Below are 25,747 nucleotides of genomic sequence, written 5' to 3'. Positions count from 1 at the left end.
GGGGCCAGGCTTGCGGCCTGTCCCCCTTGACCCGTGAGCTTCGGCGTTCGCCTTCTTCCGGGCGGGAGAAGGCGAACGATGGCCGCACGCATGGCGACGCCTGCGCCGCCACTTCGTACGAGACGAGATCATGAACCTATCGCCTGCACATTTTCAGCGTCGAGCCACGTCCACGCTCAACCGTTACGCCAGCGTGGCCATCGCGCTGGCCATCTTCGCGACCGGCAGCATCGGCGCGTGCCTTGCCGCGAACGGCGGCGCACCGTCATCCACGACGTCGGCCGTCGATGAAGCCAATCCGCTGGTCGGCACCGCGCCGCTGGATCGGCAGGAGCTGATCGGCAACGCGCCGCCGCCGGGCGAGCCGCTGTATTCGGGCATGACGTCGCCGGGCGCCAGCCTGCCGCAAAGCTCCACCGAGGCGGCGCCGGTCAACATCAATGCGGATCTGAGTTACCCCACGGGCGTGGCGGCGTCCTACGGTTATGGCCGTCCGACCATGATCGGCTTCACCGGCGGCGGTTCGACTTACGGCGCGCGTGCCGCGCCGATGATCATGCCGGTGGTGGGCGACTGGACGGTACCGCCGGACTATGCGCAGTCCACCTACGACAAGGCGAGCGAGCAGGCGTCGCCCGGCTATTACGCGGTTGACCTCGCCACCTTCCACACGCGAGTGGAGCTGACGGCGGCACAGTGGAGCAGCCTGATGCGCTTCACCTTTCCGGCGAGCCATCGCTCGAACGTGGTGGTCAACCTGCGCCGCGGCGGCGGCACGGTGGAAGTGGTCGACGATCACACGATCCGTGGCCTTGCCGAGGGCCGCGCGGAACGTGATTCGGACGGCAACTGGTTCGTGGCCGAGTTCTCGCGGCCGTTCGCGGGCTTCGGCAGCTTCCGCGCGTTGCACAACGACCAGGGCCGCGGACTCGGCGACGAGGACGTGCAGGCTGGCCGGCGCACGGTGTCCGGCAGCTATGCGGGCGCCTATGTCACCTTCGACACGAAGGCGGGCGAGCAGGTGCTGGTAAGGATCGCGCACGGGCATAGCGCCGAGGAGGCCGAACAACGCCTGCACGCCGAGGGCGACCGCTGGGATTTCGACCGCGTGCACGCCCAGGCGCGTGCGGCCTGGACGCAGCTGTTCGACCGCGTCGAGGTGACTGGCGGCACACCGAAGCAGCGCATGCTGTTCTATTCGACGCTGTACCACTCGTTTGCCAGCCCGCGATTGCTCGCGCGCAAGGGCGGCCGCTACACCGATGCGGATGGCCACGTGCAGGTTGCCAGCTACGACCGCTATGGCCCGGTGCCCTTCTGGGATACCGGACGCAACCAGATCACGCTGCTGATGTTGCTGGAGCCGGACGTGGTGCAGGACATCATGCGCTCCGAGCTGGATCGCGCACGCGAACGCGGCTACATGGACACCTCGTTCCATGGCGACCATGCGGTGTTGCTCTACGACGGCGCGTGGCAGCGAGGCATCCCGTTCGACTACGCGGCCGCTTACGAGTACCTGCGCAAGAACGCCACCGACCCCAAGGGGCCGCGCGGCGACCTGGCCGAGTACATGACGAACGGCTGGATCTCGGACATGGTTCCTCCGGCCGACGCCAGTCCACCTTATGCCGGCGGCAAGGCGGGTGCCGCCACCACGCTCGAATACGCCTGGGACGATCATGCGCTGGCTGATATCGCCCGTCGCCTCGGCAAGACCGACGACGCCCAGTTGTTCCTGCATCGCGCCGCGAACTACCGCAACGTGTTCGATCCGTCGGTGGGCTTCGTCCGTGGACGCACCGGGGACGGCCAGTGGATCTCGCCGTTCGATCCGGGTGAGCCGTACTACAACTTCATGATGAAGGAAGCCTCGGGCTGGTCCACCTTGTGGCTGGTGCCGCATGACGTGCAGGGCCTGGTGGATCTGCTGGGCGGACGCGACGCGTTCAACGCCAAGCTCGACGCGTTCTTCGCCACGCCCTACCGAGCCAAGGGCATCTGCCGCGATTGCACCGGGCTGATCGGCCAGTACGTGCAGGGCAACCAGCCCGACCAGCAGGCGGCCTACCTCTATGCCTGGAGCGGCCAGCCCTGGAAAACGCAGGCGTTGGCGCGCCGCATTCTCGCCGACATGTACGGCAGCGACGCGAGCGGCTACGCGTATCCCGGCATGGATGACCAGGGCTCCACCTCGTCCTGGTACGTGCTGAGTGCGATGGGCTTCTACCCGGTGGACCCCTCCCGCCCGGAATACATCCTGGGCAGCCCGATCTTCGACCGGGCACGCCTGCACATGGGCAACGGCAAGGTGTTCGAGATCGTCGCGCGCAACAACTCGGCGAGGAACATGTACATCCAGTCCGCCACGCTCAACGGCAAGCCATGGACCCAACCCTGGTTCAGCCACACCGACATCGCCAACGGCGCCACGCTGGTGCTCACGATGGGGCCCGAGCCGAACAAGGCCTGGGGCGCGGACGCGCACGATGCGCCGCCCTCGATGTCGGTGGGAAAGCAGTGAACGCTGCCGCAACGCAGCGGCAAGCAACGCTGAGCCTGCGCGGGCAGGGCATGATGCGGATAAGCGATTGACGGGAAACGACCGGGTGCGCGGTGCCGCCATCGACATCGCCAACACCGCCGTGCTGCGCGACAAGGGTGTGGCCACGGGCATGTCCGGCAGCGTCTACTCCCAGATCACCGATGTCGAGGGTGAGCACAACGGCCTGTTTACCTACGACCGCAAGGTCGAAAAGGTGGACAAGGCCAGGGTGCGCGCCATCAATGAGGCGACGATACGGGCCGGCGCGCCGCCCTGAGGGCGATCCGCCGCACCCCATCTATCCCCCGGTTGGCAGGCGTTTCGACACCCTCGTGCAAGGCGTGTTGCGATGCAACTTGCCTCGATCTAAACGACCGGGAAGAATTTTCGCTCGATCTAAATGCCCGATGGCGCCGATGCGCCCCCCGGGCACGGCACCGCGCGTCCCACGGCCACTCCTTTGGCAGTCGGGCGTCGGCGGTGGGACGGATGGCGGCGTGGCCCGAGCGATACGGGTCCGAGAGAGGGCGAGGCGTGAGTGAAGGCAACCTGGTGAGCGGCAGCACGGGAGTGGTCTACCCCTTGGCCGGCGAGACCGCGCCCGCGGGCGGGAACGTGGCGGGGCATGACACGCCGGAGCTGCTGCTGGCCGCCGACGTGGGCGGCACGCATGCGCGGCTTGGCCTCATTGCCTACTCGCGGCCGGCTGCCATGCTCGACGTGCTGGCGTATCAGGTCTATCCATGCCGCGACGACGCGAGCCTGGATGCGATCGTGCAGCGCTTCTGCCAGGGCATGGCGATCAGGCCGCGGCGGTTTGCGCTGGCCTGCGCGGGCTATCTGCACGAAGGGCGCGTGATCAACAGCCACCTGCAGTGGCCCATCGAGCCGGCCGCGCTGGAGCGTGCACTGGGGCTGGATGAAGTGTGCGTGCTGAATGACTTTGTGGCGCTGGCGCATGCCGTGCCGCATCTCAACGGCGACGCGGCAACGCCGCTGCATGTCCCCGCGCGCGCCGCGCCGGCAGGGCCGGTGGTGGTGGTCGGTCCCGGCACGGGGCTGGGCGTCGCCGTGCGCCTGCCGGGTCCGGCGCCGCAGGTATTGCCGACGGAAGCAGGGCACATCCAGCTGGCGGCGCGCACGTCGCGCGAACGGCAGGTGCTGGCGGTGCTGTCGCCGGCTGACGCCCATGCGCCCTACGACATGGTGCTGTCCGGCCCGGGCCTGCTGCGCGTCTATCGCGCGCTGTGCCAGATCGAAGGCGTTGCGCCGGCCTGCCACGCGCCGGCCGAGGTGGTGGCCGCTGCCGTCGCGAACCGCGATGCGCTGGCGCACGAAACCCTGCAGCTGTTCTGCGGCTGGCTGGGTTCTTTCACCGGCGACCTGGCGATGATGTACGGCGCCACCGGTGGCATCCATCTGGCAGGCGGTTTCCTTTCGCAGATGACGGACCTGCTGCGTGCCAGCAGTTTCGTCGAGCGTTTTCTCGACAAGGGCGTGGTGCGTCCCTTCCTTGAAACCGTGCCGGTGCAGGTGGTGGATCACGCGCAACTGGCGGTCATCGGCGCGGCACGCTGGCTGGTGGAACGCACGGCGCCTGTCGCGTCTGTGTAAGTCGGCTATTCATCCCGGTTCGAACTCCATCACGGCAATCACAGACCTGGCGGGTACTCCCATGGCAGCTCTTTCCGAAGCACGTCGTTCTTCCCGATTCCGAAGCCTTGCCGGATGGCTGGGCGTGGCCGCCGTGGCATGCGCAGGCACGGTGGCGGCCACGGAGCAGGCGGCGTTTACGCCGCCCGATGCAGCGACCATCGAGCAGCAATGGGTGGCCGCCAACAAGCCTTATGACCATGCGCGTAGCGAGATCCTCGCGCAGACCGAGAAGGTAGCGTGGCAGGGGCCGATGCAGCCGGACTGGCAGCGCCTGACGGCCTACCGCACGCCCGACTGGTACCGCGATGCCAAGTTCGGCATCTTCATCCACTGGGGCGTGTATTCGGTGCCAGCCTTCAAGGGCGAGTGGTATCCGCGCCACATGTACGAGCGCGAAGGCGAGAACTCCGACCGCTACCGCCACCAGATCGCCACCTACGGGCCCATGCCCAAGGTGGGTTACAAGGATCTGATCCCGCTGTTCAAGGCCGAGCATTTCGATCCGGACGCGTGGGCAAAATTGTTCCGCGAAGCGGGCGCACGCTACGTGGTGCCGGTGGCCGAGCATCACGACGGCTTCGCCATGTACGACTCCAAACTGTCGGACTGGACGGCGGTGAAGATGGGCCCGCACCGCGACGTGATCGGCGAGCTGGCCAAGGCCATCCGCGCGCAGGGCATGAAGCTGGGCCTGTCGTCGCACCGCGCCGAGCATGACTGGTTCTACGAATACGGCCGCCAGTTCGATTCCGACGTCAACGATCCGCGCTACGCGGCGCTGTATGGCCCGGCGCATCCCAACAAAGGGGCCAAGGGCGAAGACGGCCAGGACGTGGACTGGACCTTCGTGTCCGATGCGTACCTCAACGACTGGCTGGCACGCTCGGCGGAGATCGTGCAGGACTACCACCCCGACCTGATGTACTTCGACTGGTGGATCGGCCAGCCACGCTTCCGCGGCGCGCTCGCCGACTTCGCCGCGTTCTACTACAACCAGGCCGCCGCACGGCAGCAGGGCGTGGTGCTGAACTACAAGCTCAACGACATGCGTCCCGGCACCGGCACGCTCAACATTGAGCGCGGGCAGGCCGCGGGCATCCGCGAGCAGCCGTGGCAAACCGAAACCTCGGTGAGTCCCGACTCGTGGGGCTATGCCGAGGGCGACACTTACAAGTCGCCGGACGAGATCGTGCAGCTGCTCGCCGACGTGGTCAGCAAGAACGGCAACCTGCTCTTGAACATCGGACCCAAGGCCGACGGCACCATTCCGGACGAAGCGCGCGGCATCCTGCAGGCAGTGGGCCAGTGGATGCACGCCAATGGCGACGCCATCTACGGCACGCGTCCGTGGCAGCGTTTCGGCGAAGGCCCGACGGAAGTGGCGGCCGGTACCAACCAGGACACCAAGACCAAGCCGTACACCGCCGACGACTTCCGCTTCACCATGAAGAACGGTCAGCTCTACGCCATTGAAATGGCATGGCCGGCGACGAAGCACGCGCTGATCCACTCGATCGGGCCGACGATGAAAGTGACGTCCGTAACCCTGCTGGCCACCGGCAAGCCTGTTCCGTTCACCCAGCAGCCCGATGGCCTGCACCTCGACCTGCCGGCGCAGCCGCAGGGCGTGCATGTGTACGCGTATCGCATCGCGCTGGCTTCACACTGACCGCCTGCCGACAAATTCCATGAAGCAACGGCCTGTCCTTGTCTGTGAGGACAAGGACAGGCCTATGTACAAACCTCGACAATAGCCCTGCGGCGTTTCCCCGCGCCGCGAAAAGAACGGTCCCAACCGTCGCAAGGAGCAAGCCGGAACTGGCGCCGGCATGACGTCTTTCGCCAGTACTACAACAACCACAAAGAACGCTGCCATGGCCCGTGGGCCGTGGCGGACAGCCATGACTACCCCAAGGTTCTTCGGGAGGGAACTACCATGACCACTATCCGCATGCGTCGCGGACTGCTTGCCAGTTCGCTGGCGCTGGCGCTTGCTGCGCCGTCGCTTTACGCCCAGACGACCCAGAACGACGCGCAGGCGCCCCAGCAGAACGACGCGGACAAGACCGATACGAGCAGCAAGGCGAAGACGCTCGACAAGATCGTCGTCACCGGTTCGCGCATTCCGCGTTCGGAGATCGAAGGCCCGGCACCCGTCACCATCATCACGGCCGAGCAGATCAAGGCGCAGGGCTACACCACTGTCTTCGAATTCCTCAACTCGCTGCCGCAGGTAGCGACGCCGGCGTTCTCCGACCGTATCTCCACGTGGGGCAACACGGCCGTCAACGCGCGCCCGATCAACCTGCGCAACCTCGGTCCGGACCACAGCCTGCTGCTGGTCGATGGCCACCGCATTACCGACTACCCGCAGCCCAGCGCGGGCCAGAGCACGTTCCAGAACTACGCCAACATCCCCACCGGCATGATCGACCACGTCGAAGTGCTGGCCTCGGGCGCGTCCTCGATCTACGGTTCGGACGCCGTGGCCGGCGTGGTCAACGTGATCCTCAAGAAGCAGTACCAGGGCGATGACCTGCAGCTCACCGGCGGCGGCGCCACCCGTGGCGGCCGCAACTACGGCGACCTGAACTTCACCGGCGGCCGTTCCGGCGACAACTGGCACGTGATCTACAACTACGAGCACACCAACCGCTCGCCGCTGTGGGGCCGCGACCGCAGCTACACCGACGCCGAGAGCGACGCCGGCTACGGCACCTGGAACCCGAGCGCACGCATGTTCGGCTTCCCCACCTCCAACGGCATTGCCCTCCAGAACGCGGCGGGCAACTACATCGCGCCGCCGGCCGGTGCCTGTGGCCAGTTCGGCAACAACTTCTCGGCGTACGACCACAAGACCATCGGCACCATCGGCAACGTGGTCGACCCGACCAGCATCAGCGACGCGGGCGTGTCCTGCACGCAGCGTGCCGTGTTCGCCAACTGGGTGCTGACGCCCGGCCTGCGCAGCGACAGCTTCTACGTGGCGGGCCAGTACGACTTCTCGTCGTCGCTGTCGGCCTATGGCTCGGTGACCTTCAAGGACAGCACGGGCACCACCAACACCCAGCTGCCGGTGCTGTACCCGATGGGCGGCCTGCCCAACAACTTCTATGACCAGACCAGCGGCCAGGTCATCAGCAACTACACGCGCCAGCTCACGTCGCAGGAAATGGGCGGCTACGGCAACACGCACGACTACGAGAAGAACTGGGACATTCATGCGGGCCTGAAGGGTACCGTTTTCGATGACCGCTTCGACTGGGACTTCAACGTCGGCACCAGCAAGTACATCGTGCACGAGAACTACACCGGCCTGAACGAACAGGGCATGTTCGATTACTTCTTCGGGCCGCAGCTGGGTACCACCAACGTCGGCGGCACGGATTACCCGACCTATGCGTTGAACAGCAACCGCTTCTGGAACCCGATCTCCACCTCGGACTACAAGAGCTTTGCGGTGGGCGGCACCAACAGCGCCTACACCTGGATGGACCAGGCCACCTTCAACCTCAACGGCAACCTGTTCGACACCTGGGCCGGCCCGGTCGGTTTTGCCGGCGTGGTGGAAGGCAACCACCAGGGCTTCCGCCTGGCGCCTGACCGCCGTGGCAACACCACCACCTTCGGCGACCCGTTCCAGAACCTGATCACCGGTGGCGGCACCCGCACGCGCTTCTCCGGCGCCACCGAGTTCCGCGTGCCGCTGGCTTCCACGCTGACCTGGACCATCTCCGGCCGCATCGACAGCTACAACGACGCCAGCATCGCCAACACCGCCAAGACCTGGGGCACCAGCCTGGAATACCGGCCGCTGGAAAGCCTGCTGCTGCGCGGCACCTACGGCACCAACTTCCACGCGCCGGACATGCAGGCGATCTACCTCGCCGACTCGGTGAGCACGGTGGGCGACTACGCCGACCCGCTCAAGTGCATCCAGACCGGTGACCGCGCCTGCCAGCCGACCCAGCACGCGACCTACTTCACCCAGTACTCGGGCGGCAGCCGCAACCTGCTGCCGGAAACCGGCCACTCGTGGACCTACGGTTTCGTGTGGGATATCCCGTGGGTGGATGGCCTGGCGGTGTCCGCCGACTACTGGCACATGGGCATCGACAACGCGATCAAGTGGATCGACACCAACACGCTGCTCACCGACGAAGCCGGCTGCCTCACTGGCACGACCGTTACCGGGGCGCCGTACATCGCGCATCCGCAAGGCTCGGAATACTGCCAGCTGGCGATCAAGAACGTGGTGCGCAACGCCGACGGCAGCATCAACAACATCACGGTGGGCCCGATCAACGAGGCCTCGCTGTATGTCAGCGGCGTGGACGCCTCGCTCACCTACAAGTTCGGCAGCGAGCGCTGGGGCAACTTCAACCTGGGTATCGACTACACCAACAACCTGCAGTTCAAGGAGCGTGACCTCAGTTCCGACCCGCTGCTCAACACGCGCTACCAGTACGTGGCGAGCAAGGTGGTCGGCACCGCGAGCTGGCACAAGAACGACTGGGACGTTTCGCTGCACGGCGAGCGCTCGGGCGAAATCCGCTCCAACAACTACGGCGGTTGCGAAGTGCTGCCCAACGGCATCCAGCCGTCGGTGGGCGACCCGCAGTGCGTGATCTACCATGGCCACGTCGCACCGTGGATCGTGTGGAGCACGTCGGTGGGCTATCGCATCAACGAGCGCCTGCGCGCCAGCCTCAACGTGTCGAACATCTTCGACAAGGTCGGCTCGATCCCGTACTACTCGGGCGGCTTCGAGTTCATCCCGACGCAGCAGGGCGACAGCTACACCGGTCGCGAAGTCTTCCTCACGCTGGACTGGAAGATTGATTGATGAGTGACGACATGGGCGGGCCGCCATGGCCCGCCCATGCCATCCGGTTTCATCCGCCGCCGGTTACGCCGCGTGGCTGGCGGACGCCTTGAAGGTCACCACCAGCACGTCGCGGAACGCGGGCTTGTCCGCCTCCAGCGGCCGCACCGGCGTCACGCCGTGATAAACGCTGGGATCGTGGATCAGCGCGGCATCCAGCGGATGCGTCAAGGTGAAATCACCCAGCAGGCGCCCATCGGGCGTATGGATGGTGGTGGTGCCGCTGGCGATGTTCTGCCGGTTCACCAGCAGCACGAGCACATAGTCCACGCCATCGCGGTGGCTGCCTTCCGGCGTGGGTTCGCCAGCGGTATCAGCGGTCGCCTCGATGCGAAACTGATGCACCTCGATATGCCAGCGCAGCGCCGTTGGCGCCACTTCGCCAAACAGCCGGTGACAGAACGCCAGGATGGTGCGCAGGCTCGCACCGTTGGCCACTGGCGCGGTGATCGGCTCGAACCAGCGCTGGATGTCGCCCTGCAAGGCGTTGTACTGCAGGCTCTGGTAGTGAGCCTGGTGCGGCTCGGGCAACACGGGGCCGTCGGCGGTGGCGGAGAATGTCGCGTGGCGCCGGCGGCGGAAGCGTCCCTTCGCGGCCAGGTAGGGATCCGGTTCCAGCTGGTTCCAGCTATCGACGAAGGCTGCCCAGTCCGAGAGCTGGCCCACGGCGGTGAGCAGCGGCTTCATCGCGTCGCCCTCGACGAAGGCGAATCCGGGAGAGGTCAGCTGGCCAGGCAGCGTGGAAGCGAACGAATCGGCGTGAGTGTGCATGCGGTTCATTTTAGGCGCTTGCGGCGTTTGTCGCCGCACGTTGCGCTTCCCGCCTTGCGCCCAGGTGTCGCCGGCAAGGTGGGGCGCCACGTGTCGTGGCACCCCGCCCAGTGGATTTACAACTGGCTCATGCCGCCATCCACCACGATTTCCGTGCCGACGATGTAGGCCGACTCGGCCGCGGTGAGGTGCAGCACGGTGGCGGCGATCTCTTCCGGCGTGCCGAAGCGGCCCAGCGGAATCTGCGCCTGGATCTGCGCGGCCACCGCATCCAGCGCGGAGGCATCCACACCCAGCTTGCCGTAGATGGGCGTGCTGACCGGGCCGGGGCTCACCACGTTCAACCGCACCCCACGCGGCAGCAGTTCCGCCGACAGCGTGCGTGCCAGGCTCACCAGGGCCGCCTTGCTCGCACCGTAGATCGAGGTGTTCGGCATGCCGATGTGCGCGTTGATCGAACCGTTGATCACAACGGCCGCCCCCTTGTTCAGCAGCGGCAGCAGCGCCTGCAGCTGGAAGTAGGGACCCTTCACGTTGGTGTCGAAGATCTGGTTCCACAGCGCCTCGTCGGCGTTCTTGAGGTCGGCGAACTTGGCGATGCCGGCATTGATGAACACCGCGTCCAGCCGCAGCCCGCGCTGGGTGAGCTCGCCGGCGAGAGTCCTGGCGGCCGGAAGCGAACCGGCATCGTTGCTCAGCGCGATGGTCTGGGGCCCGATGGCCGCGGCGGCCTGCGCCAGGGCAGCGGCGTCGCGCCCGGTGATCACCACGCGCGCACCTTCGGCGGCGTAGGCCTTGGCAGCGGCCAGGCCAATGCCACTGCTGCCGCCGGTAACGAGTACGGTCTTGTCTGCAAAGCGAGTCATGTGCGTTCTCCGATAAGGGGTAGGAAAGAAGGAACGATGCCTATGCTGCGCGTTGCCGGCCGCTTTGCCGTACCATGGAATCGGTGCACACGTTCGAAGGTATCGAACATGTTGTCAGACGACGAACTGGACCTTCTGCAAGCCATCCATAGCAGCGGTAGCCTATCGCGGGCGGCCATGCTGCTGGGCAAGGCCCCTTCCACCGTGTCGCATGCCGCGCGCCAGCTGGAGGCGCGCTTCGACGCGCTGCTGTTCGATCGCCGCCGCTACCGCATGCAACTGACGCCGGCCGGGAAACTGCTGGCGGAAGAATCCGCGCGGCTCGCGCAGGACGTCTCGCGGCTCACCCGCCGGGTCAGGCAGGTGGCTGGCGGGTGGGAAGACCGCCTGTGGATCGTCACCGACGAAATCCTCGAATTCGAAACCCTGGTGCCGGTGATCCGCGCGTTCGACGCGCTGCGCTCCGAGGTGCCGCTGCGCTTCACGCATGAAGTGCTCAACGGCACCTGGGAAGCCCTGCGCGATGGTCGCGCGGACCTGGTCATCGGCGCCACCAACGCGCCGCCGTCCATCCCCGACCTGCGCTGGGAAGAACTGGGCGTGATGGAGTGGGTGTTCGCGGTGGCGGCCCGCCATCCGCTGGCCAAGGTCGCCGGCCCGCTGGAGCAGCAGCAACTGCTGCCCTATCGCGCCGTGGTCGTGGCCGATACGGCGCGCGGCCTGGGCAGCCACAGTTTCGGCGTGGTCGGTGGGCAGGCCACGCTGGCGGTGCCGAGCATGCATGCGAAGATCCTCGCCCAGCGTGACGGCCTGGGCATCGGCTGGGTACCGCGCCAGCGCGTGCAGTCCCTGCTCAAGCGCGGTGAGTTGGTGGAGAAAACCATGGCGGCACCGCGCGACCCCAACCGCCTCTTCGTGGGCTGGCGCGGTGACCATCGCGGCCGCGCGCTGGACTGGTGGCTCGACCAGCTGCGCCAACCGAGGCTGGCCAAAAAGTTGCTGCAAGGGGTGGATGCGTGGCGCTGAGTTCGTTGCCCTCCGCGTACGATGGGCACGGCGTCGCTAGCCACCCGCGCCAAATCCTGGCGGCCGGGTCACAGTCAGATCGAGGATGGAAGTCGATGGAAATCAGGTCAGAGGTCTGGGATCAGGTCATGGCATTCGCATCCCGGATGGCGCGTGAAGAACAGCCCGACACCTACCGGGCGGACTACAACGCGCTGAAGGACTATTGCGAAGCGCAAAGCCTTGCCGGCTACGACCATCCCTTCCTCTGGGAAACTCTGGCGGACTTCACCATCGACGACAGCGCCGCCATTCCCCTGTACCTGAGGGCCCTGGCCGGCGCCTCGGATGCGGACATGCGCGACTATCGCGTCTCGATCCGGTTCGCGCTGGCCCAGCGCCACAGGACCCTGGGAGACGCCGAACGGGCGCGCGAATACGCCATCGCGGCGGACGAAGAAGCCCGGCAGATAAACGACCTGGAACTACGCCGCAGAATCAGCAGGTTTCTCCTGGCGCGGGAATAGGGGCTACTTTCTGCCCAAAGCCGACATCGACCACGAGCACCTGGATACGCTGGATATCGCAAGGGGGGGATGTGGAAGAGGTTGCAGCGGATGTACACCAAAAGATCGAGGACCTCTCATCAGAGGGGGACAGACTTGCCGGCCTCAGCCAGTTTGAGGATGCCTTCAAAACTTACAGCGACGCCTGGCAGCTGATCCCAGAGCCGAAGACCTCATGGGACGCAAGTACGTGGCTCCTGGTCGCCATGGGTGACGCCGCGTTCCTCGCTGGTAAGTTCATAACCGGCAGGAACACATTCGGGTATGCGCTTCATTGCCCGAACGGATTTGGCAACCCATTCATTCATTTGCGACTCGGTCAATGTGAGCTTGAACTGGGCAACGTCGATGATGCGGTGGAGAACCTGACGCGCGCCTACGCGCTTGAGGGAAAGGAAATTTTTGAACGGGACGATCCCAAGTACTTTACCTTCCTGCAGTCAACGATCGAGCCGCCCGCGTCCGGTATTTGGTAGCGGGAGCAACGCGGAAACTATCCGCTTGCGACCCGACGTGGACATTAGTCAATGAGCAGCAAGAACCTGACGATGAGCGATGTCAGGTCTATAGCGGTAACACCCTGGTGGGCTCGTCGGATTTAGAGACGCGGGATTGTTCGATAGCAACTGCATTCGGAACCTTTGTCGCTATCAAGGGATACGTCGCCATCAAGGGTACTGTGGTAGCTCTGAGTGATGGGGATCAGGGCCAGCTAGACCTGGGCATCAGACCGGGCGATGGCGCGCCGCCAAGTTGCGACGTCGTCTACATTGCCGACCATTCGCAGAGCGTCATCTAGTGCAGGGCTGTACTTGTTTGGCTGAAATGGCCTAAGGGGGAAATATGGAAGGGTTTGGGCACCGTCTCTCGACAGTTGCTGCCGTAGTGTTGCTTGCCTCTTGCTCGACGTCCAGTCAGCTCAAGCAGGGTAGGCAAGCGCTCGAAGCGGGCGATTTCGCCACAGCCAGGTCGGTCTTTGAGCCACTGGCCGAGAAAGGCAACGCCGAGGCGCAGCAGCGGCTGGGACGAATGTATGTCCACGGGCAGGGCGTCGAAGTCAATGATGGGCTGGCAGTAAAACTGTTTGAACAATCTGCGGCACAGGGTTACGCGGATGGCATCAACAGCCTTGCCACCCAGTTGGAAGCCGGGCGCGGTATTTCACGCGACCTTTCCCGCGCCGTAGCGCTCTATCAACGGGCATCAGACTTGGGCAATGCCAAGGCGGAGTACAACCTCGGTCGCATGTATGAGCATGGCAAGGCCGTGCCGGAGGATCAGGCGAAAGCGGCGGAACTGTACTTGCGTTCGGCCAAACAAGGTTACGAGATGGCCGAGTACAACCTTGGACTCATGTATGACCAAGGAAGAGGTGTGCGAAAGGACAAGGCACAAGCGGCACACTGGTATGAAGAAGCCGCAGCGCAAGGCGATGACATGGCGCTCAATAACCTAGGCGTGATGTACGAGATTGGCGATGGTGTGCCGCGCGACATCGAACGTGGCTTGCATTTGCGCAAGCAGTCGGCCTTGAAAGGAAATGTCCTGGCGCAGCGGGATCTCGGTCGCGTCTATGCGATTGGCGATGGCGTTTCACAGGATTTTGCTGAGGCCCTTCAGTGGTATCGTCTGGCCGTCGCACAGAACGACCCAAGGGCAGAGGCTGGCCTCGGTGATATGTATCATGACGGCAACGGCGTGCCACGCGACTACGCTGAGGCAAAAGAGCTCTACAGCAGGGCAGCGGCCCAGGAGGATGACAGCGCGCTCAACAGCCTTGGCAGGATGTACGGCAATGGCGAAGGCGTGCCCAAGGACGACATCCTCGCCTCAAGATTGTTTAGGCGGTCGGGAGGACAAGGGAATGCCGCTGCGCTGTTCAATCTCGCCGTCATGTACCACGACGGTGGAGGGGTGCCATCCGACGATGTCGTTGCTTATGCCCTTGCTGACATCGCCTGCCAGCTCGACAAAGAGGTGGAAGCCAAAGCAGCCTGGCGGCGTGCCGATATCGCCAGGATGTTGAACCTCAGTCAGCTCTCTGCCGCACGCCTGTTGAGCCAGAATATAGCGACCAAAGGCTTGGATCAGGCACTGGATGACTATGTTGCAAGAACGAGGTCGAGAACAGGCTCGGGTTCACTTCTTTAGTCTTCCGCCAGCGAGCCTGACGTCATCTCCCGTCGGCATGGCACCTTTGTTCAACGCTGGAGAGGAAATGCTTTTTTATTTGCCGTTGATCGCGGGCACCTTCGACCCAAAGCGGAACTAATGCGGTGAGGTGATAACGGGCTTGGATCATGTCCAGCATGGTCCTCGTGATGGAAGACTCTGTGGCCACGAAAACAGCGGCTTCACTGATGATGCGTTCCGCGCGGTCAGAATTTGCTGTGCTCCACATCGCGCTCGCGATGCATCAGCGTCCATTCCGCGTGCTCGGTTAGCGCGGCATCGCCAAGCGCCAGCAGGATCTCGCGTTGCTTGGCCGGGTCCCCGGTGCGGTCCAGGGCGGCGCGGGCACCGCTGAATATCCGTTGCATGAAACGGTACTGGCGGATCAGCTCCTTGTCGGCCTTGCGATACGCGTAGGCTTCGCGGACTGCGGCAACGATGGATAGCACCGCCATGATCAGCACCAGTGTGGTCTTGATCTGCTCGGGCAGTTTGAAGGCGAAGATCGCCAGGAAGACGCTGATGGAAATGCCGCCCCACAGGCTGATCATGCCAACGGCTTCGGTCACGTGGTGCAAGCCGGCGCGCTCGATGGTCTTGCGCTCGAAGTAGTGCAGTTGGCCGCTTCGGCCGGACTCGCCGACCCACTCCTGCGTCACCTCGGCCAGTGCTTCCGCGGTGTGCGCGTCGATGCCGGGTGACGGCTCGACGCCAACCGCGCGCATGACGTGGCGGATCCAGCCCAGCTCGATGTTCTGCTTCTGCAGGAAATTGTCGTGGGCGAATTCATGGTCGGTGCTCGCCGAGATGCCGGCATGCCGCCAATAGGCCTGCACGCGCAGCCCCTCCGCGAGCGCGCGGTAGTCCAGGTATTTGCGATGCCAGCCACGGTTCCGTGCCAGCAGGGCGATCAGCGCGCCGATGCCAAACAGCAGCAGAAACGTGTAGATGAGGAAGTCCTGTTCGGACAGATGGGCATAGAAAGCAAAGGCGATACCCATCAACGCGGCCAGCACGTAGGTGAGCCGCAGGGCGAGCAGCACGCGTTTCTGGAAATGGATCGCAAGCCAGTCGGCCGCATGGAACGTGCGGCCGACGGTGGTCCGGTCGTTGATGACACGGCTGGCCTGCTGGCTTGCGGTCAGCTCGATGTCCTGCCGGTATTTGCTCCAGTCGGCGTTGTACTCCGCCATGTTCGCGAACATTTGGCGAAACTCGGGTGGCGGCATGGTGTCGGTCGTGGTGATGTCGCCGCTGCGCCAGTACTGCTGCAAAGGTTTCAGCCCGGGCGCGACTTCGCCGTGACCGCCCTCGCGCGAGCACACGATGTGATAGAGCAGCCGCTCGTCACCGCCACCGAGCACGTGGCGTGCTTCACGGTGGCGCTCCACCAGGCCCGGCAACGCACCGCTCAGATGGTAGTTGACGATTTGTGCGGTGCCGCCAAGGCGCCCGGAATCCTTGCCGTCCCAAATGGCGAGCAGGATGTGGCAATGGCTGGCGATGAATACGCCGGCCTTTGCGTACTGCTTGTCGCGCGCTGCGCTGGGTGCTTCGACGACGTGGTGCGGCTGTCCTCTGGGTAGCGGCAATTCAAGCACGCGTGCCTGGGCGCACAGCGATTCGAAGCGCGCGCGGGCCCTCGGTGTCGCAAAGTCATCGAGATAGAGTTCCGCCGGCATGGGCAGTGGTGCAACCAGCTCCGCACCGGCACGCAAGGCCTCCTGCGCGAACAGCTGGTCACCGCCTTCCGCAAGGGCCGAAAGCGCGCACAGCGGAAGTTGTGGAAATTCGCGTTGCAGCATGGCGAAGAGTTCGGCAAGGCGGTGCCGGATCGGCTCGATCTCCGCGGCGGGGATATTGCGGTGACTGGTCACACCAATCACCAGTGGTGTCGTGGTGGGCGCCGAGCGGGTGGGGAGTTCAACGCGATCGTCGTCGACACGGCGTGCGCCATAGGCCGCGAGGAGGTCGCCATGGACCCCCTGCGCGGACGGTTGCGGGCTTTCCCTGCGATGCATGGTCAAAGACTCGTGCCGGTCAGTTGTTCTTGATCGTGGGGTTATCCGTGGTGCCAGTGATGCTCGCGTTGGTGGAATACTGGTTGTTGTCGACCTCGATGGTGAGCTTGTAGATCCAGTCGCCGGTGGTGGCAGCGCTATTGTTCAGGTCGGTCAGCGTCATGTTGTGGTCGTTGTTGTTGTACTTCGGTTGGCCGAAGATGTCGGCTTTCGGCTGGGTGCCGACCCAGTTGAAATCGATGATGTCGCCGGTCGCGGCATTGCCGTCGAGCTGCCAGGTGATGGTTTGTTGCTCGGGGTTTCTGGCGACCTCGTTCGCATTGCCTTTTTCATCGATCTTCACGACCCATGGGTTCGTGGTTTCGTCGAGACTGACCTTGAGGTTGTTCGGCATGACTGGATCCTCTTTGATTGAGCGGGTTAGCTATCTCTCCCGGATAGATCAGCGTTTTGTTCGTTTGAAACAGGCGCTATCGGGGGTCCATAGCGCCAACGGCGGCATGCAGGCGTTGCTCGGATGCGGCATGGGAGGGGTAGTCGATGTCGTTGCGCTTGAGCGCAGCGAGCAGTTCCAGGTCGCGATAGCCGGATGCCCACAACTGCCGGACGATGGGGTCGGCATCGGCCCGCCGATCGAGGCTGAGCAGGGCTTCCACGTGCAGCGCCAGCAGGCGCGGATCGTTGTTGGCGCTGATGGCCGACGACAGATCCTTCAGCGCCGCTTCGCGCGACTGGTGTGAGGCCGCAGAGCCGGGCGAGGCGGCGGCCAGCAGCAGGCGGGCACGGGCGGTGTCCAACAGCAAGCTGCGTTCGTCGGGCTTCCTGGCCTGCATGGGGGTGAGTACCGAGAGGGCTTGCGTTGCCTCGTTTTGGGCTTGGCCTTGTTGGCCGGCAGCCAACAGCAACTCGACCTGTTCAAGCCTGGCCTCGGCATAGTCCTGCTGCCACTCCGCATTGCTCGGATCCTGGCGCGTCATGTCGCCAAAGATCTCCCGCGCCTTGTCGTTGAGGCGCTGCGCCTGCTCCAAGTCACCCGACAGTCGCCGTAGCCTGGCCAGTTGCGTGGAATACAGTGCGATCTTCGCGCGGAAGCTGGTGGCTTTGGGCTCGAACTCGCTCAGCTGCACCGCGCCGTCGATCGCCTGCTGAAGGTTTTTCGCACCCAGGTCTACGGCTCCGCCAAGGGCAAGGGTGCGGCCGAGGATGGCGCGTACGCGCACCATGTTCTCCCGCTGGTCATGATTCCTCGGGTCGCGCTCGCTCATCGCGGTTTCGATGGCGTCGTCGGCGCGGTACTCCGCGATGGCCGTGGGGAGATCGCCGCGCATCAGGGCCATCTTGCCAAGGTTGTTGTGCGCTTCCCCGAGAAGTTCCTGCCACTCTGTCTTGCTATCGGCACCCTCGACCAGTTGCCGGCAATGCACCAGCATGTTCTGGTATTGCTCGACGGCCTCGTCGAGCTTGCCACGTGCTTCGAGCACATGGCCGAGGTCGGTATCCAGGGTGGCCCATTGCTGGATCAGCGCCTTGTTGCCGGACAGGGGCAGTGGTGTGCGGCGCAATACATCCTGCGCGGTGGCGAAGCTTTTGCCCGCCGTATCAAGGTCTCCCTGCATCCACTCAGTCATGCCGATGAAGGTGATCACGCGCGAATAGGCGATCTGGCGCGGGATATTGGCCGGTGCGCGGCTGGCCAGGGGCCCGGCGATGCGCGCGGCCGCCTGGTAAGAAAGTAGTGCCGCATCCAGGTGGCCCTGGTCGAAGCGCACGCCGCCGATCTTCTCCAGCGCCTTCGCGCGTTGCTCAAGCGACGTATCGGTGACGTCGGTGCTGGGCAGGGACTGGAAATAGGACATCGCGCGGTCGTCCACCGCCTCCATGATGTCCAGGCGCTGTACCTGCCCGAGTTTTTCGTTGAGGTCGCCGAGCATGAAGCTGACCAGGCCTTCCGCCTGGTTGCGCTCGCGCTCGGCCACGCGGCGTGCGTGCATGGCCACCACGGCCAGGGTGGATGTCATCACGGTAATCACCATCGCCGTCGCCGCGATGGCGGCGAGGCGACGCTGGTGGCGCTGCTGCTCGCGCTGCTTGAGCTGGTCGAAGCCAATATCCAGCAGGCCGGCGATCAGCTTGAGCTTGGCGTTGATCCGGCCGTCCTTCCCCGGGCGTGCATCGGCGGCGATCGGCTCGGCAGGCACGTCGCTCAGCGTGCCGTTGTCGCCCCATAGGTAGCGGAGAGCGTGCGCGAAGCATTCCTCATCCTCGCGACCGGGGAGGTCGGTGGCGTTCGGTTCGCCGCCTACGATCAGGCAGAAAACACGATCGCTTCGCCCAAGCCGCTTGAAAGCCATGACTTCTTCATTGACCCAGCGCGACCTGGCTGACGCGGGCGAACAGATCACGACGAGGTTGGCGGATACCGCCAGGGCCTCGTTGACCTTGCGGCCAAGGTCGGTGGCGCTTGCCAGTTCATCGCGGTCACGGAAGATCGGAACCAGACGCCGTGGCACGACGCCTGCTGTCGTGGTTTTCCCCACCAGGCGTCGGGGAACCCGATAGTTCTCCAAGGCCTTGTGCAGCCAGTCGGCCCAGGCTTTGTCCTGGTGGCTGTAACTGATGAATGCGCGATACCGGCATTCCGGCACAACGGGATCCTGCGCCATGACGAGCCGCACTCCTGCAACAGGCAGCGCAGTCCCTTGCCGGGAAATCCTCACTCATGGGCGGTCGTCAGGCAGCGCCAGCCTGGGCACCAAAAAACGGCTGGCTTCCCTCGCCGGGAGACTAGCACGGCGGTTAGCTTCCGTGAGCCGTCTGGAAGGATAAATGTCTTGCAGCCATCACCTATGACTATCGTTGTACCGCTGGGCATGGCCAGCTATAGCGATCCGCCTAGCCGCTAAGCCCCGGCAAGCTCGATAGGGGTGCTGGGAAACGGGCTCATGACGCATGAAGAAGTTGTGACGGCAGGGATCATGGTCCGGATCCGGCCGCGCGTTATCGAGATAGCGCGGGGGGAAGATGCTGGGTCCGATGCTTCCAGCCTAGTTCAATCGCGACGCTGACCAGCTCGTGGACGCTGTGCGCCTCTTTGCCAGTTCCGCATCAACGCCTATGTTGTGGGTCTATGCGGAGAACGACAGCGATGTCGGGTTAGCCCCGGCCCGGGCGAATCATCAGGTCCCCCCGTTTGGTTCAAATCAGGTCGCTACCGCTCAGTACGTCTGTCGGTTCGGCCCGTTCGACGCGGGAGATCGCGAGGTGCCTGGGTAGTCCTGAGTTTATGGCTCTGACGCAAGCCCCGAAGTCCTCGAGGGTCTCCCCAATGCGGATCCGCGTTCCGTTGCTGGCACGGAGGATGATCTGCCCATGGTCATTGCCACGGAGATACGTTGCCTGGACCACCTCGGCGAACTCGATCTTCTTGAAGAAGAAGGCGCCCGCCCGTAGGGATGTCGCGTCAAGAATGACGCGAAAGCTATAGAGGTATAGGCAGAACAGGGTGGCGGCGAGGAAGTACACCGCAACGAACACCTTTCCGATGAACAGCTGCGTGAGACTTGCCTGCGCTGCCAACAGGAAGCCTAGCGCGTAGAGGCCAATGAGGCAGAAAAGCGGTGTGCCCCTGGGCCACCGGTATGTCGAAGGTTCGTCCATCATCAAGCCTGTGTGTCGTGCCGTGGCCCAGACGTCGAAGCGTCATCATTCGCCGAATCCAGGGGCCGGCGTGTCGTGCCCGGCGCCCGGGATGACGCGCCTTGGGATCTGCTTTTCAGACCTCCAGCGGCGAGTATTCGCCCGCTGTTTCCGTTTTGGAAATAACGAAATGGCAGAGGGATGTAACGCATGTATATAAGCGGGCCCCGGGGCGATTCAGCTGGCGAGCGACCCGCCACGCCCAAAGCGCTGCGCCAGCGTATGCATCTTCATCGCGGGATAGGGCGTAAAGGTACGGACCCGGACGCGTCAGGCGTGGCCGCGGCCGTTCTGAAGCCGTGGCTGGCAGCCGGACTCTCCTCGCCGACTGTTCGGCGGGAGCATCCCAACCGGACCTTCGGCACAGGGATACATCTGTTTTCTGGCGAGTAGGCAACGCATTTCCTTCAACGGAGCATCCCCCATGAATCTCCCGCTTCTTGATCCTCCCCACTGTGCCTTGGTCTTCGTCGATCAACAGGCCGGCCTTGCCTTTGGCGTCGGCTCGGAAGATCGCCAGGTGCTGCTCAACAACTCGATTGCGCTGGCGAAGACGGCCAAGGTGTTTGCGCTGCCCATCGTGGCCTCCACCTCGGCCACCAAGGTTTACAGCGGACCGATGATGCCGGCGCTACAGCGCGCCATTCCCGAGGTGAGCGCCATCGACCGGCGCAACATGAATGCGTGGGAGGATGACACCGTGCGGGAGGCGATCATCCGCACCGACCGCAGGAAACTGCTGGTTTCCGGCATGCTGACGGAAGCCTGCGTGAGCTTCCTTGCCCTGTCCGCGGCAAACGACGGTTACGAGGTCTACGTGGTGGGCGATGCCTGCGGCGGGCTCACCCCGCAAAGTCACCAGCTCGCCTTGCTTCGGATGCAGGCGGCGGGCGTTCGCATGACGAGCTGGATACAGGTGCTGCTCGAACTGCAGCGTGACTGGACGCGGCATGACACCTACGATGGCGCCCGGGCGATTGTTGAAGCATTCGCCGGTGGCTACGGCATCGGGCTGGCCTATGCGCGCGACATGATCAAGCCCGGATGATTTCCGGAGGACGCGTGCCCGAACAGCAGACGCTGGGTTCCTGGCGGGGAGTATCCCTCGACATCGCCGCCTGGGATGGCGTGGCGGCGGAGGTCGATCTTTCCTTTGCGTGCATGTTCACCCGCGAGCGGGATGGTGGGCCGCGCGGTGGCCTGGCTCATTTGGACCATGCGCTATCGGGCATGCTGTTGCGTGCACGCGACGAGGGCGTATTTCAAGGCACCTCCATGGAGACGCTGCTCATCAGCCAACCGCCAGCGAGCATTGCCGCCCGCGCCGTCATGGTGATCGGCATGGGTGAGCCATCCGCGTGGCTGCCTGCCGTGACGGCCGGGGCGGTTGCCACGGCCGTCCGGGCGGCCATGCAGCTTGGCGTTGCCAGCGCCGCGTTTGCGCCCAGCCTGCTCGATGCGGGTCTGGCGCCGGGGGAAACGGCGGGCGCGGGCCCGGAAATGATGAAGGCGGTTACCCGTGCCATCGATGCGCAGGCAAGCATGGCAACGTATGGCCTGGTGCCGACGCCATCGTTGCGTCGCTGGGTATTCGATGTGGGTGCCGCCGGTTACGCGGCGGCAGCCGAGGCGTTTCAGGCCACCCTGGCGCAACTGAAGGCCGGTTGATCCGTGCCACGCGGTGACAGTACGAGGCCCTTGCCGAATCAGGGCGGCGAGTGCGCATTTCGCTATGGGCCGGGTCCTGCAAGGGCACGCGCTGGGCAAAAGAAGTCGCGTCAACCACTCTGGGTGCCCTCGACCATGCATAGCCAGGCCGAGGGGAGCGTTTATTTGACAGTTGGGCCATCCATGAAACGTGCCATCAAGTACCTCGCTTTCCTCCTGGCGGCCTTCTTTCCATGGGCGCACGCATCGCAGGCGCCTGCGGTACAGGCGGATGCACCCCCTCCCCAGGGCGATTGCAGGCAGATGAGTGACAACAGGGTGGTGAACGCATCGACATCACTGCGCGTGACCGTGTTCTCCTGCTCCAGCGGCATGCGCATGGTTATCGATCGGAAGGTCGGCAACGTATCCGCCGAGACAGCGTCGAAGATATTCAACATGCCCAATACCAGCGTGAATGCGGTGGTTGCCGTCAGCGAGGATGCCTTCGACATCAACTTTCTCGAGTCAAGCTCATACACCCATCCGAGCGTGCTGATCTATAGCTTCCATTTCCAGGACAACCAGTGGCTTCTGAGGGAAATGTCCTTTCAGGCGACACAGTCATGCAACGGCGAAGCGGGTGTCGAAGCCAACTATTACGACGTCGACTATCTGGCCGGAACGGTAGAAGCGAAAATGTACGACGGTTGTGACCACTACAGGAAGAAGGAAGCAGCCATGAAACCTGCCTTCATCCTGTTGGAAAATTTTGACCCGTCCGACGAGCGTCTTTCGCCGTTTCACTATGAATGAGTCGTCGCGATATAGACCCGACACCGCTCTCGAGGCGGATGGTCATATCGTCGTTTGATTCGGGTGTTGGCGATGAAGAAGGGCGCCGTCCGTGCGGCCGTTTCCGAAACAAGGCAGGCTCTTCTATCGGCATGACTAGTCGACGATCCTGACGGTCCGTGAACGTGCGTGCCATCAGCAACGTCAATGCGTTTCACGCCTGGTAGGCGCCGAACAACAAGTAGGGTGCATCCACTCATTTCCTGCCTGGCCGGCCAAGGTCCGGCTGCACGCGGCTGGCGACGCTGCGACGCCAGAATCCGCGATTTCTCGCGACCACGGCTGGCCCGCCGTCGACATGATCAAACCCATGTCGGCTGATACGGCTCAGCTTCCCCTCGACGGTTGCAGCGTCGCAGGTTGAGGATGATTGCGCCGCTATTTGAAACAGGCCACGATGTGGCATCCGGGAAGGGGGGATTGAGCATGTCACGGGATTCCGTTTCGATCTGGTCCGAAGAGGCACCGGACGGCCGGTTCGTCGGCTGTTATCGCGTTCTCCATCAAGGCGTACAGATCGCCCAGGACCGCACAACCCGCGCATACGCGACCAGGCATGAGGCTGAAGAGGCTGCGCGTAGCGCGGCGAATCTCGCCAGGGATGCCCAAGGCAATGCCGACATGACCTTGCGGCACTGACGTGGAGGCGGGGCACGGCACTCCGGTCGTAGATGCCTTGCCTTGTCTGAGAAGACGGAATACTGCTGAGCTTGGCGGTGCTCAGCGCTATGTCCGCTTTCGACCCAAAGCAGACCTTAAGCGTCTGACTACAGCTTTTTGAAGGATGCCTCTTCCACACATCCACCGACTGAATCCGACGGAGCTTGGCCATGAAGGTATTCAAGCGGCTGTGTCTATTGGCGGCATTGTTCTTACCCATGAGCGTGCTGGGAGGAGGGCTGGATCTTCTGGGTGGCGTTAAGGTGGAAGATCCTCACGATAATCTCGAACGAATCCGAGCAAGTCGCCACCTTGTCACTATGGCAGTCATGAAGAACGACCGCGCTCACGCCGTCGACATTCCGACAGAGTTGGTCCCATTCATGAGCGCCACCGAGATCCCCGTCTATATCAACAAGGCTGACTTGGAGGAGACTGGCAGGCAAGACTATGTCCTGGTCGTCGGTGCTGAGGACTCCGAGGACAAGATCTTAAGAGTCATCTCAAGAGATGCTTCCGGCACGCTCAAACTCGTATTGAGCAGAAGTGACGTGCTTATGTGTGATGGGTGTGGCGGAATGGACGAGGGCTCAAGTATCGGACTCGGCAAAGGCACGATTGAAATACGGAACATCCAAGGCAGCGCGAGTGGCGGGATAGATGTCACCTGCCTGTTCCGCTACTCAAAGACGTCACGCCTATGGCTCTTGGTGGACCAGGCCACCTTCTTGTGGAGCACAGATGTGCCGCAAGGCGAGTCGCAAACATCGGTTCAACACAAAACTGCAAAAGATTTTGGAGCTGTTTCGCTCGCAGGTCCGAAGCTTTTTGAGCATTGCTTTTAGATTCGGCCAAATCCACTACGTCGCCAAGACAAAAGCCCACTGGTGGCCAAGCGAAACGACGAAATTTTGGGTTCCAGCGAGGTCCGCTTTCGATCCATAGAGGACCTTCGCGTATCCCTGAAATGGGCCACGGAACTACCCTTTGGGAGGGGTAATGTCGGGAAGTCCACACGATTTTTCTCGAGGGAAGGGATCTGTCCCCGTTACTGCGCACTCCACCTACAAATTGACCTGCCCTGAGTGCAACTGGTCACAGATCATCGCCACGCCAGATGCGCCACCCGTCCTTCAATGTCCCCTTTGCAGTTGGGACGAAATTGACGCCAAGGAGGAAGGGACATTTGTTAGCTTTGAGTGCGTTGTGCATGGGGTGGTCACATCCATCGTGACGGATGCTGCGAGCAAAACCACCGATCATATGGATACTTTTTGCCCGCACTGCCTCGTACGTCCGCGGCAGTATTTCGAGAAGTAGTCTGCATATCCGCTTTCGACCCGACGCGGACATTACCCGTCCGGAACCGATCAACGCAAAAGGCGATCGCGAGATCGAAGGAAGGTCCGATCATGTTTGTTGCGATCCGTTGTGGTCTCGTCCTGGCTCTCGCTCTGCTGGCCACCTGTGTGCTGGCCAGTGAGTCCGATGCACTGACACGCCTGCAGAGAACCTCTTCAGGTCACATCTGGGATCGCGACAGTGTGTTGAAGATCGACATTGATTCCGATGGAAAGCCTGACTATGTGTTCCTGAGCCAGGATTCGAAATCCGCATCGGTAGGCCTCGTCCTTGGGCAGAGAGGACGTAGAGTTATCGTTCATACCTTTCCTATCGGTGACCCGTCGCAAGACAGCCTCTGTGCGGCACCCGCGGGTATAGCCAAGGAGTCACTCGATTACGACCCGACCGATGAGGTTGGGGCGATCTCCGGCTTCAGGCGATCTAAGGCTGGGACGGCGTTCATTCTTGGTGAAGGGGAATGTGATCTGTTCCATTTCTTCTGGAACACAAAGACAAACAATCTGGATTGGTGGCGACTGTAAGGTTCCGATATCTGTGAACGCGCATGTCCGCTTCCGACCCAAAGCAGACCTAACCACTAAGCTAACGACAGATCCACTCCGGTCCACATATGCAAAAGGGGAAGTCATGGTCAAGTTTTGTCTTTTGATTGGATTGTTCGCTGCGCCGGTGGCGTTCGCTGGCGATATGACCTTTGCCGAAGCCAAGGCCTTGGCGCATCACGACGAAGCATCGCTTTCGGCGAAGCAGCAACAGGCTTTGGTCCAGGCGCAGGAGCCCGTCATCCAATCGGCTCTGTTGTCATGCGTAGCCGCCAACCGTCCGGGGCCTTTTTCTTTCGTCGTGGTGGCGGAGCTGGACGCTGCTGGAAAGGTTCAAAAGACATGGCGGAACGACGAGTCGAAACTCGGCGGCTGCTTTCAGGGTGTGGTGGCGAAGGCGAGCCTGAATGCGCCGCCGCGCAGTCCGTTCTACTCGTCTTTTGAGGTGAATGTTCGCGCGGGTGGTGCCGGTCAGTAAGAGGCGCGTCATCTGGA

General features: G+C 63.3%; 21 protein-coding genes. 15 read left to right on the top strand and 6 right to left on the bottom strand.

Annotated elements, in window-relative coordinates:
* Nucleotides 1–130: 130 nt before the first annotated feature.
* The 5 genes from HY57_RS01195 to HY57_RS01175 all read left to right on the top strand — a co-directional run bounded on the left by HY57_RS01195 (nt 131) and on the right by HY57_RS01175 (nt 9,047).
* Nucleotides 131–2,524, top strand: a complete 2,394-nt coding sequence (locus HY57_RS01195) for a GH92 family glycosyl hydrolase (RefSeq protein WP_019466433.1) — start codon at nt 131–133, stop codon at nt 2,522–2,524.
* Between the two features lie 67 nt (nt 2,525–2,591).
* Nucleotides 2,592–2,822: a hypothetical protein gene (locus HY57_RS01190; protein WP_144240733.1), complete on the top strand. Its 231-nt coding sequence runs from the start codon at nt 2,592–2,594 to the stop codon at nt 2,820–2,822.
* A gap of 257 nt (nt 2,823–3,079) precedes the next feature.
* The gene (locus HY57_RS01185; RefSeq protein WP_019466435.1) at nt 3,080–4,159 is read left to right on the top strand and encodes a glucokinase; all 1,080 of its coding nucleotides are present in this window, start codon (nt 3,080–3,082) and stop codon (nt 4,157–4,159) included.
* Nucleotides 4,160–4,283: 124 nt separating this feature from the next.
* Nucleotides 4,284–5,870, top strand: coding sequence for an alpha-L-fucosidase (locus HY57_RS01180; RefSeq protein ID WP_019466436.1), 1,587 nt, complete (start codon nt 4,284–4,286; stop codon nt 5,868–5,870).
* A 267-nt stretch (nt 5,871–6,137) separates the two neighbouring features.
* Entirely contained in the window at nt 6,138–9,047 is a 2,910-nt protein-coding gene (locus tag HY57_RS01175) for a TonB-dependent receptor domain-containing protein (protein ID WP_019466437.1), read from the top strand.
* A gap of 63 nt (nt 9,048–9,110) precedes the next feature.
* Here the strand turns inward: HY57_RS01175 and HY57_RS01170 are convergent, their stop codons facing one another.
* Both HY57_RS01170 and HY57_RS01165 read right to left on the bottom strand, forming a co-directional pair.
* Complete coding sequence (locus tag HY57_RS01170) at nt 9,111–9,857, bottom strand: 2OG-Fe dioxygenase family protein (RefSeq protein ID WP_026034129.1); 747 nt, start codon at nt 9,855–9,857, stop codon at nt 9,111–9,113.
* Between the two features lie 116 nt (nt 9,858–9,973).
* Nucleotides 9,974–10,723, bottom strand: a complete 750-nt coding sequence (locus HY57_RS01165) for an SDR family oxidoreductase (RefSeq protein ID WP_019466439.1) — start codon at nt 10,721–10,723, stop codon at nt 9,974–9,976.
* A 108-nt stretch (nt 10,724–10,831) separates the two neighbouring features.
* On the opposite strand from HY57_RS01165, the gene HY57_RS01160 reads away from it, so the two are divergent.
* From HY57_RS01160 to HY57_RS01145, 4 genes are all read left to right on the top strand, one after another.
* Nucleotides 10,832–11,749: a LysR family transcriptional regulator gene (locus HY57_RS01160; RefSeq protein ID WP_026034130.1), complete on the top strand. Its 918-nt coding sequence runs from the start codon at nt 10,832–10,834 to the stop codon at nt 11,747–11,749.
* A 128-nt stretch (nt 11,750–11,877) separates the two neighbouring features.
* Entirely contained in the window at nt 11,878–12,255 is a 378-nt protein-coding gene (locus HY57_RS01155; RefSeq protein ID WP_144240732.1) for a hypothetical protein, read from the top strand.
* A gap of 71 nt (nt 12,256–12,326) precedes the next feature.
* Nucleotides 12,327–12,770 (top strand): tetratricopeptide repeat protein, encoded by a 444-nt coding sequence (locus HY57_RS01150; protein WP_019466442.1) that lies wholly within the window; start codon nt 12,327–12,329, stop codon nt 12,768–12,770.
* 367 nt (nt 12,771–13,137) lie between these two features.
* Nucleotides 13,138–14,445 (top strand): SEL1-like repeat protein, encoded by a 1,308-nt coding sequence (locus tag HY57_RS01145; RefSeq protein ID WP_019466443.1) that lies wholly within the window; start codon nt 13,138–13,140, stop codon nt 14,443–14,445.
* A 227-nt stretch (nt 14,446–14,672) separates the two neighbouring features.
* On the opposite strand, the gene HY57_RS01140 is transcribed toward HY57_RS01145, so the two are convergent.
* The 4 genes from HY57_RS01140 to HY57_RS01125 form a co-directional block, all read right to left on the bottom strand.
* Nucleotides 14,673–16,487, bottom strand: coding sequence for a DUF4231 domain-containing protein (locus HY57_RS01140; RefSeq protein ID WP_019466444.1), 1,815 nt, complete (start codon nt 16,485–16,487; stop codon nt 14,673–14,675).
* 19 nt (nt 16,488–16,506) lie between these two features.
* On the bottom strand, nt 16,507–16,881 hold the full coding sequence (locus tag HY57_RS01135; RefSeq protein WP_019466445.1) for a hypothetical protein: 375 nt from the start codon (nt 16,879–16,881) through the stop codon (nt 16,507–16,509).
* Between the two features lie 76 nt (nt 16,882–16,957).
* Nucleotides 16,958–19,150: a toll/interleukin-1 receptor domain-containing protein gene (locus tag HY57_RS01130; protein WP_019466446.1), complete on the bottom strand. Its 2,193-nt coding sequence runs from the start codon at nt 19,148–19,150 to the stop codon at nt 16,958–16,960.
* A 532-nt stretch (nt 19,151–19,682) separates the two neighbouring features.
* Complete coding sequence (locus HY57_RS01125; RefSeq protein ID WP_144240731.1) at nt 19,683–20,147, bottom strand: hypothetical protein; 465 nt, start codon at nt 20,145–20,147, stop codon at nt 19,683–19,685.
* 460 nt (nt 20,148–20,607) lie between these two features.
* Here HY57_RS01125 and HY57_RS01120 point away from each other — a divergent pair, with 460 nt between their 5' ends.
* The 6 genes from HY57_RS01120 to HY57_RS01090 all read left to right on the top strand — a co-directional run bounded on the left by HY57_RS01120 (nt 20,608) and on the right by HY57_RS01090 (nt 25,730).
* On the top strand, nt 20,608–21,231 hold the full coding sequence (locus tag HY57_RS01120; RefSeq protein WP_026034132.1) for a hydrolase: 624 nt from the start codon (nt 20,608–20,610) through the stop codon (nt 21,229–21,231).
* A 14-nt stretch (nt 21,232–21,245) separates the two neighbouring features.
* Entirely contained in the window at nt 21,246–21,851 is a 606-nt protein-coding gene (locus tag HY57_RS01115; RefSeq protein ID WP_157786198.1) for a M17 family peptidase N-terminal domain-containing protein, read from the top strand.
* A gap of 183 nt (nt 21,852–22,034) precedes the next feature.
* Nucleotides 22,035–22,646 (top strand): hypothetical protein, encoded by a 612-nt coding sequence (locus tag HY57_RS01110; RefSeq protein ID WP_019466450.1) that lies wholly within the window; start codon nt 22,035–22,037, stop codon nt 22,644–22,646.
* An 869-nt stretch (nt 22,647–23,515) separates the two neighbouring features.
* Nucleotides 23,516–24,190, top strand: coding sequence for a hypothetical protein (locus HY57_RS01100; RefSeq protein ID WP_019466452.1), 675 nt, complete (start codon nt 23,516–23,518; stop codon nt 24,188–24,190).
* A gap of 567 nt (nt 24,191–24,757) precedes the next feature.
* Nucleotides 24,758–25,231 carry a hypothetical protein gene (locus HY57_RS01095; protein ID WP_019466453.1) on the top strand — a complete coding sequence of 158 codons (474 nt, stop codon included), beginning with the start codon at nt 24,758–24,760 and terminating at the stop codon, nt 25,229–25,231.
* 106 nt (nt 25,232–25,337) lie between these two features.
* Nucleotides 25,338–25,730, top strand: a complete 393-nt coding sequence (locus HY57_RS01090) for a hypothetical protein (protein WP_019466454.1) — start codon at nt 25,338–25,340, stop codon at nt 25,728–25,730.
* Nucleotides 25,731–25,747 lie beyond the last annotated feature (17 nt).

The sequence above is a fragment of the Dyella japonica A8 genome (assembly GCF_000725385.1).
Classification (GTDB): Bacteria; Pseudomonadota; Gammaproteobacteria; order Xanthomonadales; family Rhodanobacteraceae; genus Dyella; species Dyella japonica_C.
Note: the sequence above shows the minus strand (reverse complement) of the source record. Positions and strands in the feature narration are given on the sequence as shown.